At 33.2% G+C, this 16297-nt stretch carries 10 protein-coding genes and 3 rRNA genes; all 13 read right to left on the minus strand.

What is annotated here, in order from left to right; all coding sequences use genetic code 11:
- Positions 1-130: 130 nt before the first annotated feature.
- The 13 genes from CSPA_RS25385 to sfsA all read right to left on the minus strand — a co-directional run bounded on the left by CSPA_RS25385 (position 131) and on the right by sfsA (position 16276).
- On the minus strand, positions 131-1882 hold the full coding sequence (locus tag CSPA_RS25385) for an amidohydrolase (RefSeq protein ID WP_015395278.1): 1752 nt from the start codon (positions 1880-1882) through the stop codon (positions 131-133).
- 187 nt (positions 1883-2069) lie between these two features.
- Positions 2070-2186 (minus strand): 5S ribosomal RNA (gene rrf, locus CSPA_RS25390).
- 115 nt (positions 2187-2301) lie between these two features.
- Positions 2302-5211: ribosomal RNA gene (locus tag CSPA_RS25395) — 23S ribosomal RNA — on the minus strand.
- A gap of 373 nt (positions 5212-5584) precedes the next feature.
- Positions 5585-7097: ribosomal RNA gene (locus CSPA_RS25400) — 16S ribosomal RNA — on the minus strand.
- Together the 16S, 23S and 5S rRNA genes form the textbook arrangement of a ribosomal RNA operon.
- 514 nt (positions 7098-7611) lie before the next feature.
- On the minus strand, positions 7612-9693 hold the full coding sequence (locus CSPA_RS25405; protein ID WP_015395279.1) for a YcdB/YcdC domain-containing protein: 2082 nt from the start codon (positions 9691-9693) through the stop codon (positions 7612-7614).
- Positions 9694-9938: 245 nt separating this feature from the next.
- Positions 9939-10544 (minus strand): zinc dependent phospholipase C family protein, encoded by a 606-nt coding sequence (locus CSPA_RS25410; RefSeq protein ID WP_015395280.1) that lies wholly within the window; start codon positions 10542-10544, stop codon positions 9939-9941.
- Between the two features lie 76 nt (positions 10545-10620).
- On the minus strand, positions 10621-11481 hold the full coding sequence (locus CSPA_RS25415) for a site-2 protease family protein (protein WP_015395281.1): 861 nt from the start codon (positions 11479-11481) through the stop codon (positions 10621-10623).
- A gap of 111 nt (positions 11482-11592) precedes the next feature.
- Entirely contained in the window at positions 11593-12039 is a 447-nt protein-coding gene (locus CSPA_RS25420; RefSeq protein WP_015395282.1) for a hypothetical protein, read from the minus strand.
- Between the two features lie 185 nt (positions 12040-12224).
- Positions 12225-13355 (minus strand): rod shape-determining protein RodA, encoded by a 1131-nt coding sequence (rodA, locus tag CSPA_RS25425; protein ID WP_015395283.1) that lies wholly within the window; start codon positions 13353-13355, stop codon positions 12225-12227.
- Between the two features lie 276 nt (positions 13356-13631).
- The gene (minE, locus tag CSPA_RS25430; protein WP_015395284.1) at positions 13632-13901 is read right to left on the minus strand and encodes a cell division topological specificity factor MinE; all 270 of its coding nucleotides are present in this window, start codon (positions 13899-13901) and stop codon (positions 13632-13634) included.
- 14 nt (positions 13902-13915) lie between these two features.
- On the minus strand, positions 13916-14716 hold the full coding sequence (gene minD, locus CSPA_RS25435; protein WP_015395285.1) for a septum site-determining protein MinD: 801 nt from the start codon (positions 14714-14716) through the stop codon (positions 13916-13918).
- Positions 14717-14738: 22 nt separating this feature from the next.
- Complete coding sequence (gene minC / locus CSPA_RS25440) at positions 14739-15401, minus strand: septum site-determining protein MinC (RefSeq protein ID WP_015395286.1); 663 nt, start codon at positions 15399-15401, stop codon at positions 14739-14741.
- A 194-nt stretch (positions 15402-15595) separates the two neighbouring features.
- On the minus strand, positions 15596-16276 hold the full coding sequence (sfsA, locus tag CSPA_RS25445) for a DNA/RNA nuclease SfsA (protein ID WP_015395287.1): 681 nt from the start codon (positions 16274-16276) through the stop codon (positions 15596-15598).
- Between the last annotated feature and the right edge of the window lie 21 nt (positions 16277-16297).

The following is a 16297-nucleotide window of genomic DNA, read 5'->3' on the forward strand; positions in this document are numbered from 1 at the left end:
CAATACCATTTTCTAATTATTTTTTACTTTTTATTAATATTTCTTTAATATATACCTGTTATAAATTTTAAAATAGCAATAAATCTCCTTTTATATTATTACTTACCTAATTATAATAACTATAAATAGTTTATTCATTTAAATATACTAGCTCTCCATTAAAATAAGTTCTATTTATATTAATATTCCCTATATCTAAAGGATTGGTCCAAACTATATCCTTATCCAATACTATAAAATCTGCTTTTTTTCCAATTTCCAAACTTCCGATTTCCTTCTCCTTACCTAAAACATAAGCAGCATTTATAGTGAACATTTTTATAGCTTCAACAATTGATATTCTCTCCCTTGGATTTAATCTATACTTCACATCATTCATATTTATAATTTCTGGATATCCAGATGGCAAGAAATCATATAAATTTCTAACTGTTGCACACTCTATAGCCTCCAATGGATTTATCTTTACTGAAGTATTGTCATCAGAAGTTGCTGCTGTGATTACTCCTAAATCAACTAATGATTTAACAGGATATTGCCTATAGGCTCTTTCTTTTCCTATAGCTAATACTTCATTTTTGCTCAAACTCATAGATTTATAAAACCAACATGGCTCTATTATTGTATTAATTTTTAAAGCCTTCATTTTTCTTATATAATACTGTGTTATTAAATCTACATGGATTAATGAATTTCTGAATGTCTTGTTTTGATTATTTATTATTGAATATTCTATTCCATCTATTGCAAACTTACAAGCTAAATCTCCTTTGGCATGAATACAAACATTAAACTCTAATCTATTTGCCATCTTTATTCCTTCTTTAAGCTCATTAATATTCCACAAGAATAAGCCTTGCTTCTCATTACATTTGTCATCAATTAATGTATAAGGTTTAAACAAAAATGCCGTCATATTTTCTATAATTCCATCTGAAAAAAACTTTGCTACTGAAACTAAAAATAATTCTGTACTATATATTATCCTATTTCTTTTAAGTTCATGTAATTGCTCATTTACACTTCTTTTACATAATTCTTTAGGTAAAATTGTCACCCCATATACTATTCTCAATTTAAGTTCTTTCATGTTCTCCAATTTTCCATAAAGCTCTAGAGGCATCTTCACTTCTTTAGTATCAATTAATCCTATAGTTGTTACCCCATGAGAATGTTGCAATTTTTGATACTTTATAAAATTATCTATATAATCTTTATCTTCATATTTACCTATCCAATCAATATTAACTAAGTAAACAGCATTCTCTTTTAATATACCCCACAGTTGATTTTGCTCATCTAATTCTATTCTTCCACCATTTGGAACGTTCGTATTTGGAGTTATTTTAAAATATTCAAACGCCTTACTATTTAGCCATAAAGAATGGCCATCAAATGATCTTAATACTATTGGTTTATCCGTTTCTATTTTATCAAGCCATTTCTTATTAGGTCCTTTAAATACCTCGCTGTAATAATTTAGTTCTTCCCCACTTTTTTCAAAAATTGAATTTCTCCAACCTATCCCATAAATAATTTTCTCGTCTGGATGTGTGTCAATGTAATTTTGAATATATATTAAATACTCTGTAACATTATTACATTGGAATAGAGATAAATCTCCTTTTGTCATTATACCTCTGTCTGACATATTGCAGTGAGCATCAATAAAACCAGGTAATACTGTTCTAGATTTTAAATCTATTATTTCTTTTTTATCAATAAAGTAATTACTTATTTCATCATTAGTTCCTAAGGCTACTATTTTTCCATCTTTAATTGCCATAGCTTCATATATACTACTTTTCTCATCAATACTGTATATAACTCCATTAATAAAAACCTTTACTATATCACTAGCAGATTTTTCATTTAATTTCATTATTCAGCTAACACCCCTCTTAATTAACTCTTTATTTAAAAATACAGTTTATTATATTCATAAAACCTAAAATAATTAAAATTTTTTATATTTTTTTATTATTAATGTATTAATAGTAATATTATGATAAATACTTATATTTAATCATAATAAAAAACGATAGCTATAATAACTATCGTTTTATCTTACCTCGCAACGTCCTACTCTGCCACACAGTCTCCCATGCAGTACCATCGGCGCTATAGACCTTAACTTTCCTGTTCGGAATGGGAAGGAGTGTTACCTCTATGCCATCATCACGAGATCTTTATTCAGTTTACAGTTGCTAGATGATATTCCTTCGGAATATCTTTTGAAAGAAGTTGTTCTTTCAAAATTGCACATAGTTTTTTAATGTATTTTTTCTACAACTTAACTTATTGGTCAAGCCCTCGACCTATTAGTATCAGTCAGCTAAATATGTTACCATACTTACACCTCTGACCTATCAACCTTGTAGTCTTCAAGGGGTCTTACTAGCTTATGCTATGGGAAATCTCATCTTGAGGTGGGCTTCACACTTAGATGCTTTCAGCGTTTATCCCTTCCCGACTTAGCTACCCAGCTATGCTTCTGGCGAAACAACTGGTACACCATAGGTCAGTCCATCCCGGTCCTCTCGTACTAAGGACAGCTCCTCTCAAATTTCCTACGCCCGCGACGGATAGGGACCGAACTGTCTCACGACGTTCTGAACCCAGCTCGCGTGCCGCTTTAATGGGCGAACAGCCCAACCCTTGGGACCTACTTCAGCCCCAGGATGCGACGAGCCGACATCGAGGTGCCAAACCTCCCCGTCGATGTGAACTCTTGGGGGAGATCAGCCTGTTATCCCCGAGGTAGCTTTTATCCGTTGAGCGATGGCCCTCCCACGAGGTACCACCGGATCACTAAGCCCGACTTTCGTCCCTGCTCCACTTGTAGGTGTCGCAGTCAGGCTCCCTTCTGCCTTTGCACTCTTCGAACGATTTCCGACCGTTCTGAGGGAACCTTTGGGCGCCTCCGTTACATTTTAGGAGGCGACCGCCCCAGTCAAACTGCCCACCTAACAATGTCCTGTCACCAGTTTCATGGCATCCAGTTAGAACTTCAATACTATCAGGGTGGTATCCCAACAACGACTCCACTAAAGCTGACGCCCTAGTTTCCCAGTCTCCCACCTATCCTGTACAGACAATACCGAAATTCAATGCTAAGCTACAGTAAAGCTCTACGGGGTCTTTCCGTCCAATCGCGGGTAGCGAGCATCTTCACTCGCACTACAACTTCGCCGGATTTGCAGTTGAGACAGTGCACAAGTCATTACGCCATTCGTGCGGGTCAGAACTTACCTGACAAGGAATTTCGCTACCTTAGGACCGTTATAGTTACGGCCGCCGTTTACTGGGGCTTAAGTTCATACCTTCGCATTACTGCTAAGTATTCCCCTTAACCTTCCAGCACCGGGCAGGCGTCAGCCCCTATACATCAGCTTTCGCTTTAGCAGAGACCTGTGTTTTTGTTAAACAGTTGCTTGTGCCTATTCTCTGCGACCTGCTTTCGCAGGCACCCCTTCTCCCGAAGTTACGGGGTCAATTTGCCTAGTTCCTTAACTGCAATTCTTCCGTCGGCCTTAGGATTCTCTCCTCATCTACCTGTGTCGGTTTGCGGTACGGGCACTACTTCTCTCTCTAGATGCTTTTCTTGGAAGCATGGAATCAGATACTTCGGTTCCGTAGAACCTTCCCCATCACGCCTCAGAATTGTTGGAACGGATTTGCCAATCCCAACTCCCTAAACGCTTAGACTAGCATCCAATAGCTAGCACATCCTATCCTTCTCCGTCACACCCTCGATATTAACGATGATAGTGGTATTGGAATATCAACCAATTGTCCATCGACTACGCCTTTCGGCCTCGCCTTAGGTCCCGACTAACCCTGAGAAGACAAACTTTACTCAGGAAACCTTAGATATTCGGCCTGTAGGATTCTCACCTACATCTCGCTACTAATGCCAACATTCTCACTCGTAATCAGTCCACCGCTCCTTTCGGTACGACTTCAGCCCGATTACGACGCTCCTCTACCGCTCACGTATAAACGTGAACCCGTAGCTTCGGTGGTAAGTTTGAGCCCCGGACATTTTCGGCGCAGGATCTCTTGACTAGTGAGCTATTACGCACTCTTTTAATGAGTGGCTGCTTCTAAGCCAACATCCTAGTTGTCTTAGAAATCCCACATCCTTTTCCACTTAACTTACACTTTGGGACCTTAGCTGACGATCTGGGCTGTTTCCCTTTTGACCATGGAACTTATCTTTCACAGTCTGACTGCCGGACTGATAGTATATGGCATTCGGAGTTTGATAAGGTTCGGTAAGCGCTATGCCCCCTAGCCTATTCAGTGCTCTACCTCCACTACTCACATTTTCCGACGCTAGCCCTAAAGCTATTTCGAGGAGAACCAGCTATATCCGAGTTCGATTGGAATTTCTCCGCTATCCACAGCTCATCCCATGCTTTTTCAACAGCAACGTGGTTCGGTCCTCCACGAGGTTTTACCCTCGCTTCAACCTGGCCATGGATAGGTCACCCGGTTTCGGGTCTACAGCATGCAACTAATCGCCCTATTAAGACTCGGTTTCCCTTCGGCTCCGTACCTTAAGTACTTAACCTCGCTACATACCGTAACTCGTTGGCTCGTTCTACAAAAAGCACATCATCACACACGTAAGGTGCTCTGATCGGTTGTAGGCATATGGTTTCAGGTTCTATTTCACTCCCCTCCCGGGGTTCTTTTCACCTTTCCCTCACGGTACTGCTTCACTATCGGTCATCAGGTAGTATTTAGCCTTGGGAGGTGGTCCTCCCTGCTTCCCACAAGGTTTCACGTGTCTCGTGGTACTCTGGTGCAGAACTGTTCATTATTATTTTCACCTACAGGACTATTACCCCCTATGGTCCAACTTTCCAGTTGTGTTCGGTTAACAATAATTTCACGTTATGTTCTGTCCGCAACCCCAGAAATAAATTTCTGGTTTGGGCTCTTTCCTTTTCGCTCGCCGCTACTAAGAAAATCGATTTTTCTTTCTCTTCCTCCAGGTACTTAGATGTTTCAGTTCCCTGGGTTTACCTTCATAAAGCTATGTATTCACTTTATGATACATGGGGTTTCCCATGTGAGTTTCCTCATTCGGAAATCTTCGGATCTCTGACTATGTGCGTCTACCCGAAGCTTATCGCAGCTTATCGCGTCCTTCATCGGCTCCTGATGCCAAGGCATTCACCATACGCCCTTTGTAGCTTGACCTATTTATTAGTCATTTCACAAAGAATATATATTCTTGGCTTTGTTGTATTTATATATACATCAAATCTATGTGCAATTTTCAAAGAACAATTTGCTTGCTTATTACCCCCAATTGCTTCGTCAGCTGCAAATTTTATTCATTCACGTACGTGAAGTACGCTTCATTTCATAAAATTTTTGCTTCCTCGCACTTGTTGCTACTAAGCTAAGCAACAATTTTGCTGTTTTTTAGCAAAATTTTTTTGAAAGACTTAGTCTTTCAAAATTGAACAGAACAAATACTTTAAGCAACCTGTCGAGTAAGTATTTTAATTTTGATACATAAATGTATCTGTACTAGCCAAACATCATGTTGGTCTAGATTTCTCCATAGAAAGGAGGTGATCCAGCCGCAGGTTCTCCTACGGCTACCTTGTTACGACTTCACCCCAATCGCTGACCCTACCTTAGGTCGCTGCCTCGCTTACGCGTTAGCTCACGAACTTTGGGTATTGCCAACTCTCATGGTGTGACGGGCGGTGTGTACAAGGCCCGGGAACGTATTCACCGCGACATTCTGATTCGCGATTACTAGCAACTCCAGCTTCATGTAGGCGAGTTTCAGCCTACAATCCGAACTGAGACTGGTTTTAAAGTTTGGCTCCACCTCGCGGTTTAGCATCTCTCTGTACCAGCCATTGTAGCACGTGTGTAGCCCTAGACATAAGGGGCATGATGATTTGACGTCATCCCCACCTTCCTCCCGGTTAACCCGGGCAGTCTCGCTAGAGTGCTCAACTAAATGGTAGCAACTAACAATAAGGGTTGCGCTCGTTGCGGGACTTAACCCAACATCTCACGACACGAGCTGACGACAACCATGCACCACCTGTCTTCCTGCCCCGAAGGGCTTCCTCCATTACAGAGTAATTCAGGAGATGTCAAGTCTAGGTAAGGTTCTTCGCGTTGCTTCGAATTAAACCACATGCTCCGCTGCTTGTGCGGGCCCCCGTCAATTCCTTTGAGTTTTAATCTTGCGACCGTACTCCCCAGGCGGAATACTTAATGCGTTAGCGGCGGCACGGAGGTCATGACAACCCCCACACCTAGTATTCATCGTTTACAGCGTGGACTACCAGGGTATCTAATCCTGTTTGCTCCCCACGCTTTCGAGCCTCAGTGTCAGTTACAGTCCAGAAAGTCGCCTTCGCCACTGGTATTCTTCCTAATCTCTACGCATTTCACCGCTACACTAGGAATTCTACTTTCCTCTCCTGCACTCTAGATATCCAGTTTGGAATGCAGCACCCAGGTTAAGCCCGAGTATTTCACATCCCACTTAAATATCCACCTACGCTCCCTTTACGCCCAGTAAATCCGGACAACGCTTGCCACCTACGTATTACCGCGGCTGCTGGCACGTAGTTAGCCGTGGCTTCCTCCTCAGGTACCGTCATTATCGTCCCTGAAGACAGAGCTTTACAATCCGAAGACCGTCATCACTCACGCGGCGTTGCTGCATCAGGGTTTCCCCCATTGTGCAATATTCCCCACTGCTGCCTCCCGTAGGAGTCTGGGCCGTGTCTCAGTCCCAATGTGGCCGATCACCCTCTCAGGTCGGCTACGCATCGTCGCCTTGGTGAGCCGTTACCTCACCAACTAGCTAATGCGACGCGGGTCCATCTCATAGCGGATTACTCCTTTAATTGCTGCACCATGCGGTACTACAATCTTATGCGGTATTAATCTTCCTTTCGAAAGGCTATTCCCCTCTATGAGGCAGGTTACCCACGTGTTACTCACCCGTCCGCCGCTAATCCATTCCCGAAGGAACTTCATCGCTCGACTTGCATGTGTTAAGCACGCCGCCAGCGTTCGTCCTGAGCCAGGATCAAACTCTCAATAAAAAGTTTAATCTTAGCTTACTCAAATAAAAATTGCTGGTTTACTTAAATGTATTTATCTTATTCTGTTCAATTTTCAAAGACCATTTTCTTTCTTACAACTTTCACTGTAATCTTTAATCGTTTGCTGTCGTTTCTGACAGCTTATTTAGTATATCATCACCCGATTGCTCTGTCAACAACTTTTTTCAAATTCTTTTAAGTTATCTTTATAACTTTCATCAATCAATTCGTTTTTAGTTGTTTACGCATCTCAGCGACGTGTTTTATCTTAACATCTCTATTCTATCAATATTTCTACAAATCTAGTCTTTAACATCATTTACATTAATATTTCTCAATAATACTCTATTTTATTCATTTATATGCATATTGATACACTTGGAAATGTTGACTTCTATTTATTTTATCTATCGGCAGAAAGTAACTTATAAGCACGAAAAAAAAGATTCAAAGCTTTTTACTTCAAATCTTTTTTCTTAAACTACTCCACTAATTTATGAAGTTTAATTGTAATTCAACTCTTATTTGATAAGTTAATTAGATTGTACACAATAACTGCTGCATCAGCACTACTTAAATTGTGGTTTTGATCAAAATTACCATTGGTTCCTGCAATGACTTTAAGCGAATAACATATTGCTGCATATCCTTTATACTTATCATCTATGTTATCCTTAAATGGATTATTAAATATCTCTGAATGCAATGCAATTTTTTCATAGCCTAAATATCTTGTAGCAAATTTGGCTGCCTCTCCATTTGAAACTATTGAATTTGGAGCCTTCTCTTCTTTTTTTATTATCCCATTCTGTACTAGCATATCATAAAATTCATCATCAGTATTATAACTATTTCTTACTGGTGAATATAAGTACTTAAAGAAATCAATTTGAGTTATATTATTGTCAGGATTAAATTTTCCTTGATTAATATAATACCCATTGTCTAAAAGTTCCTTAACAATTTTTTCAGACCAATGTCCTTTTATATCTGTATATTCTGGTAACTTATTTTCTTTATAAGCTTTTCCAGTGTAGTCCAACCTTACTCCACTTATAGGATCAATAATAATTTCTCCATTATTATCTTTAAAATTATAAACTAAACCAATTATGTTCTTATCTAATCTTGCATACTCTAATTGAAACCCTTCTAATTGTTTAAATATACTAAAAGCTGCTTCTTTATTCATTGCTTGATTAACATCTGGGAATGACACATTGTCATACCATCTATTATTATATCCAATTACTTTTCCACTAGCATTATCTACTTCAACATTTAGGGAATTATTTGAAAACTCAATTCCATTTACTTGACGCATATAATTAAAGGAAAAAGTTTTTTCTTCATTAGTCGTAGCAATTTTCAATATAGGTTCTTTTATATCTTCTAATTTTGTTTGATTAAATTTATCACTTACATTTTTTCTTAAGAAAGCTTCTGCTGTATTTTGTCCTTGTGCTTTAGATATTTTATTTCCTTTAACATTATTGTCTTTGTAATAACTAAAATTTATTATTTCTCCTGATTTTGCATCAACTTCTCCATACGCTCCATCAATAGAGATATTCCATATATATTTATCATTAATAATATCTTTATTTAAAGATGCATCTTTAAATTTCATATCAGAAGTGACTATATCAAATGTTTCTCTAAGAATATTTTCAGCCTTTTCTTTTGTAATAAGATTTCTCACACTATTAACTGCATCAATTTCTTCCTTAGTTAATTCTGGTTTTGATTGAACTACACTTTTATCTGCAGTTACGCCATTTGCAAGATCTTTCATATTATAAATCGGATCATCTTTATAAAGAGATACAACTTGTCCTGTTTTTCCATCAATAGCCTTATTCTTATTTTCATTAATAGAATAACCTGCAAATATATTCATTTTATTTTTACTATAATCATAATAAGAATAATATTTTAACTTAACTCCTAATTTTTCAACATACCCTTTTTCTGCCTCAGAAATTTGAATAATTCCATCTTTATTTGGGTATTGAATTCCTCTTCCTTCAGGAGTTCCTCCATTATACGAAGTTACTTCGCCAGTATATTTATTTACCCCTATGTTTACATTAACAAAATTAACTGGTACTTCATTTACAAATCTTTGATACTTGAAATAATACTCTTCATTTGAATATGTATTTGAATCATCTTCAACTTTTTTCATTTGGCTTGAATAATTAGGAACTACTTTATTTAAAAATTCTTCTGCGGAAGCTTGTGCTTTCTCCTTTGTAACTTTAGCTAACCCATTAGAGTTTTCATTGTCATTGTATCTATTATATTCATATAAAAACCCATCTTCATCAACAGATGCCGATATAAAATCACTTTTATCTTCTTTTTGCTTCCAATTCAACCTCCAAACTCTAACTTTACCATTACTTGTATCACGTTCCTCTGAACTACTTCTGAAATCCGTATAATTATCAGGAACAGTAATTACATTTTTTGCTGCAACAATTGCCTTTTCTAATCCTTTTCCATCTTCCTCAGCAGCAAATGTAGGCAAGGAAATTGTTGATAATAATAAACAAACTATCAAAAATAAATTAATAATTCTTTTCTTTTTCATAAATAACCTCATTCCTTTCAATCTATCATTATTTATATTTAAATTTATTATCTTTCTATATACAATACAATCCAACTTAAGAAAATGTTGCACAAAATCAAAAATATTTTTCATATCTTCATTTTATCTTATTTCATTTCATTAGAAAATTAAAAATTGCAATATTTTTACTATAACATTAGATGATAAATATATTGCAAAAAAATAAAGCTAATAATTAATTACTAGCCTTATTTTTTAATAATTTAAATTGCCATAATATCTGTTTCATTAATTTTTTCTTCTGATGTAATTATTTTTTGATTATTTCTAATCTTTAATAATGATATACAAACTACTCTAACCAATATATTACTAAATAATATGTCTCTTTTTTTATCACCAATATTATTTTTATAAATCATATGCATATCTTCAATATAATTTATAATTTCCTTTGTAGATTTTAACTCAACGTTTATTTCATTCTTACATTCATCCCAAATCTTTGGAAGCTTACTCCATAACAACATCCTTTGAGACTGTTCATATAACTCGTGACAAATAATATTTTTCTTAAACACTTCATTATGAGGAAGAGTAAAAAAATCGCAGAGGTAATGCGTTAATATTCCTAGTTTAATTGATAAATTTATATTTATTTTCCCTCTATTATAAATAATTTCATCTATCATATTTAAAACAATATTCCAATCTCTACTTTTTCTATGAGCTGTCCTTCTATATTTAAAACTCAAATCAGGTAATATACTCCCATAAACAAAAGATATTGTATCAATCATAGAATATCCTTTACTTATTAGTTCCTTCCCTAAGGTATAACCTATTTTTCCATGAAGTAAAGTATCCATATTATTCACTCCTACTATTTTTATTTAATTATAAAATAGTCAGGTTAAATCTTTATTACTTCCATGTTATTTTTTGTTAATGTTCTCTTTTTCTCATGTTCATATATTCTTCTAAAGAGATGTTTCCATAGTCCTTTAAAGCTTTAATAAGTTCATCCTCATGAATTATTCCAACTAACTCCATATCATCATTCAACACATAAAAACTATTGAATTTATTCTTATCAACTAAAGTTAATACATTTACTAAACCTTTTTTGTAATATACAGAAATAGATTTATTTTCTATGTAGTTACGTTTCTTTAACTTTCTTACTTTCCTTATTATATCTCCCATTATTATATACATAGTTTTTTCTCTTTCTATAAAGGTTGCATATGTTATTAATATTACTGCAAGAAATAAGCTTAAGTTTACCTTATGTAATAGAATAATTGTTATTATAAATATTACAGAGAATACTATTGAAATGACAAAGCTAAAAATTTCAGTAATTTTTTTTGACTTCTTATACAAAAATCTTTTTGATAATAATATTTCACACAATCTAGCTCCATCTAATGGATAAGCCGGCAGTAAGTTAAATAAACCTAAACATAAATTAATCATTATACTATTACTAATAAAATCATAGTTAAAATACTCACTTAAAAAAGCCAAAACAATAGCCATAAAAATATTAAAAAAAGGTCCAGCTGCATATAGAATTATTTTTTTACTTTCATTTAGTTCATCAATATCAATTAATTCAGCTTTTGCACCAAAGATGCTAATATAAAAATTATTGAACTTACATCCAAAATTATTAGCAACTATTATATGTGTAAATTCATGCAATATAACCCATAAAAAACTTAAAAGGATATTAACTTTAAAATCTCCAAGCCACATAAATATTGAGATTTCTATAATAACTACAAAATACCATCTTTTCATTTTCAACCCCTATAATATTGCTATAAAAATATTTTGCAATATAAAAACAAAAAATGGAAAACATAAATATATAATAGTGTACAAAATTATGTATAATCTTACTATAATAGATTATTGATTTTGCATAGTACTACTTGTTTTTATATATTCCATAAATTTATATGCTTGTGTTTTTATATATTCTAGTTTTAAATCTGTTCCTTTTATATTTCCGATTTTAATTTCATTAATTGTATTTACACAATCAGTATAGTTAATATTATAATTTAATGCATGCTTACATTTAGTATGCATTTCTTTAATTTGATCAGTTTGAATATATTTTAATCCTGTAAAGAAAATTAATATTATTGTTGCTCCAGTTACTTCCTTAATTATTCTCTTCATTAAATACTCTACAATTTTATCTCGATTTTTAAAGTTAAAGCCATACTTTGAATTATCAGAACTAACGCTTTTCTTTCTAAATATTGAATATTTCTTTATATCATTTTTACCTTTTGATTCATTATTTATATTTCTATAATATTCCTCATACGCTGATCTATACGCACTCATAATACATTCCTCCAAATTCATTATTATTAAATTATATTTAATATTAAATAAAATTATGAAGATAAAATTTTAATAAGTATATTAATAATATAATTTTCATTGTATATTTACTTCTAAAAAATACCCTTTTGCTTTTATTACAATTATAATTATGTAATAATCAACAAAAGAGTATTTATATTATTTTAGAAATTTATTTTTTTACGTCTCATTCCAACATTTACAACCATTGCTACTGAAGCCACTGTTGAAACTAATGAACTTCCTCCATAACTCACAAGGGGTAATGTTATTCCTGTAATAGGAACCAATCCTATTGTCATCCCAATATTTTGTAATATAGCAAATAGAAAATATGAAATTATCCCTACACATATAACAGAACCAAATATATCCTTTGAAGTTCTTGCTATGGAAATCATTTTATATATTAAGAATCCATAAAGAACTAATAATAAAACAGCCCCTAAAAATCCCCATTGGTCAGCAATAGCTGCAAAGATAAAATCAGTCCAAACTTCTGGTACATTCTGTGCTGCATAAGTAGAAACTCCATTTTCTGCTAATGATGGAGTACTTCCCAAGACTCCTCCCGAGCCAATTGCAATTAGTGATTGATTTAAATGATAAGTTGATGCATCATCAACCGATGGATTCAAAAATGCAGTAAATCTTGCTTTTTGATAGTGTTCTATCAAACCTGAATTCCATACTAATACTATTCCTAAAACCAGACACATTAAACCACCAGCTATAATTCTTATATCAAAACCCATAGTATAAAAAATCCCTAAAACTATAAAGAAACATACCATACTCATTCCCATATCTGGTTGGACTACGATAAAGGCTACTGGAACTATACAATAAAATGCTAGTATAAAAAAGTTTTTAACATCATTTATTTTTCCATCCATCTCATCTAACTTCTTAGCCAGCATAAGAATAATTGCAAATTTCGCAAATTCTGATGGTTGGATATTACAAAATCCAAGACTAATCCATCCTCTTGCACCTTTTATAACTACTCCAATCCCTGGAATTCTTGTCAATATAAGAAGGACTACAACGCCCCAATATATTATAGGCACATAATTGAATATTATAGTGTAATCTACTACCATAAAAATATAGAATACAACAATAGATACTACAATCCAAAAAAATTGTGCTTTTGCATAAAATTGTCCATACTGTCCTTTTGTACATAAGTAAATATTCAACGTACCATATAAAATTAAAAGAATTAAGGAAAATAGTAAAGTCTTATCCATTTCCTTAATTAATCTTGAATCTAACCTCAATAATCTAAACAATATTTCACCTCCAAGTTACTAAAAAATATATTTCAAACTAAATATATTTTCATACCTTAATTCCTATTAATTATACATTATTATATCTATATTCTCCACACTAATTAGAACCAGTAAATAAAACATAATAAATTTGTAATAATTTTTAAATACTTTTCCATTGTTATCTTTTAAATAACTATATTGAATTACAAAAATATAATAAGCATTATACTAAAGAACAAAACTTGTTCTTCCTTAGTATGATGCTTATTATATTAGATATTAAGAATTATCTTATCTTCCTCGTATATTTCTAATAGGAATATTAGCTACTAATGCAGAAGAGTTTGCCCCTTCTTCATCTCCACTTTTATTTACAGATATCTCAACATCATCAACTTGTATATCAATATATTTAGATATTACTTCTAAAATTTCTTCCTTTATCTTGCTAATAATCTCTGGAGCAATTTCTCCCCTATCATGTATTAGAATCAACTTTAATCTATCTTTTGCAACTTCTTTAGGCGTTGGTTTATTATTAAAATTCTTAAAAAAACCCATCTTTACTTCCCCCTCTAATTGCGCTTAAATAGCTTCTTTAAAGAGCTAAAAAAACCTTGTTGCTCTTCAATATGTAAATTCATAAGCGGCACTTCTTCTCCAGTTATTCTTCTAGCAATATTTTTAAACGCTTGTCCAGCAAATGCGCCTTCTTCTAATACAATAGGTTCACCTTTATTTGTTGAAATAGTGATATTTCTATCATCAGGTACAACTCCTAATAATTCTATTGAAAGAGTTTCAATGATATCAGAAACATCAAGCATATCACCATTTTTAGTCATTTCATAATTTAATCTGTTAACTACAACTGCATGATCGTCTAATCCCTTTGCATCAAGCTTCCCAATAACTCTGTCTGCATCTCTAACAGATGTAATTTCAGGGTTTACTACAATAATTGCTTTATCTGCTCCAATTACTGCATTTTCAAAACCTTGTTCAATTCCAGCTGGCGAATCAATTAATACATAATCAAATTCTTCTTTAAGTTCCTTAACTATCTTTAACATTTCTTGAGGACTTATATCATCTTTATCCTTTGTTTGTGCTGTAGGTAAAAGAAATAAATTTGAGAACCTCTTATCTTTTATAAGACCTTGCTTTAATCTACATCTTCCTTCTATAACATCGATAATTGTATATACAATTCTATTTTCTAATCCTAATAATACATCTAAATTTCTAAGACCTGTATCTCCATCAATAACAACTACTTTTTTCCCTAATGAAGCTAAAGCAGTTCCAATATTAGCAGTAGTGGTTGTTTTTCCAACTCCACCTTTGCCTGATGTTATTACTATAGATACTCCCATAAAAAAACTCCCTTCAACATTCTTATATATATTTATTTGGTAGATATGGTTCAACTATTATAAACCCATCTTTTATTTTTGCTAATTCTGGATACTTGGGTTTTTCAATATCATCTGGTGATATTGCTATAACATCTGCAATTTTCAATATTTCTGGCTGTAATAAAAATGCTGCAATTACTGCTTTGGTATTTCCGTTAGCTCCTGCAATTACTTTTCCTCGTATACGCCCTAAAACAATTACATTTCCTGTAGCATACACTTCCGCACCACTATTTATGTCTCCAATTATAACTATATTTCCATTATAATTTATACATTCGCCACCTCTAACCGTCTTCCGTATAAATTTTGTTTTTCCTTCATATACACCTGAAAATATTTTAGTTTCTTTTTTCGATGCTTGTTCACTTTCTATTTCTTTTTCAATATCTTCTAGCACGATATCTTTTAACTCTATTTCTGTTAATAAAGTTTCCTTAAGAGTTTCCACTTGCTTTTTATTAATAGACTTTAAATCTATTCTTAAAACCAATGTTGTATCTTTATAAAAATGTTTTCCTTTTGAAAGCTTTTTTATGAGCAGTAAAAGCATATCTTCAAAACAAGCAAAGCTATTCATATGAATAGTAGTATTTATTCCATCTTTATTACCTTTTATTAAAACTCCATCATTATTATACATTGATGACCTCCAACGAATTTTGCAGGTTAAAATAGTTAAATCTTTTGCAAATAGCAACCTCCTTAAAATTATATCATTTAAATAACTATTTTTGTATATATGTTTCAATTATTTTTGAGTAAATTTAATAAAATTACACAAAAAAGTTTATTATTCTATAAATATACTGAATTATAAATATACATTTTAATTTTTTATACTATAACTTTAACGTAATCCATTATATCAATTGTATCTTCTGTAACTTCACAGTCTAAGGCAAGTATGTGAACACCCTTTTCCTTAGCTTCTTTTAATGCATCTGCAAATTCTTTATGTGTTTCTGCATTTGGCTCAAAATGCACTACATCTTTCATTTGTATTACAAATATTATGTAAGCCTCAAAACCTTCCTTTATGCTTTCACAAAGTTCCTTTATGTGCTTAACACCTCTTTCAGTAGGTGCATCTGGAAATTTTACAATTCCTTCATTCTCAAGGGTTACGCCTTTTACTTCTATAAATGCTCTTCCTTTTTTGGTTTCAATGTAAAAGTCAAATCTAGAACTACCGTATTTTGTTTCCGGTTTAATTAAAGTAACCTCTGTAAATAAATTACCTTTTAATAACCATTCATGAATAACTTTATTAGTAACTTGTGAATCCATATTAATTATTCTATTTCCCTTTCTGACCGCAATAAGTGAAAATTTTGTTTTTCTTCTTGGATTTTCGTTCTTTTCTACAAAAACTTCCACATTAGGAATCAATAGTTCTTTACATCTACCTGTGTTTTTAACATGACATACTTCTATGCATCCATCAATTTCTATGTATGCTATAAATCGATTAGGTCTTGATATAAATTTTCCTTTAAAAATATTACTATATTTCATTTTCCACCTCTTAATAATATG

It is taken from the genome of Clostridium saccharoperbutylacetonicum N1-4(HMT), assembly GCF_000340885.1.
GTDB lineage: Bacteria > Bacillota > Clostridia > Clostridiales > Clostridiaceae > Clostridium > Clostridium saccharoperbutylacetonicum.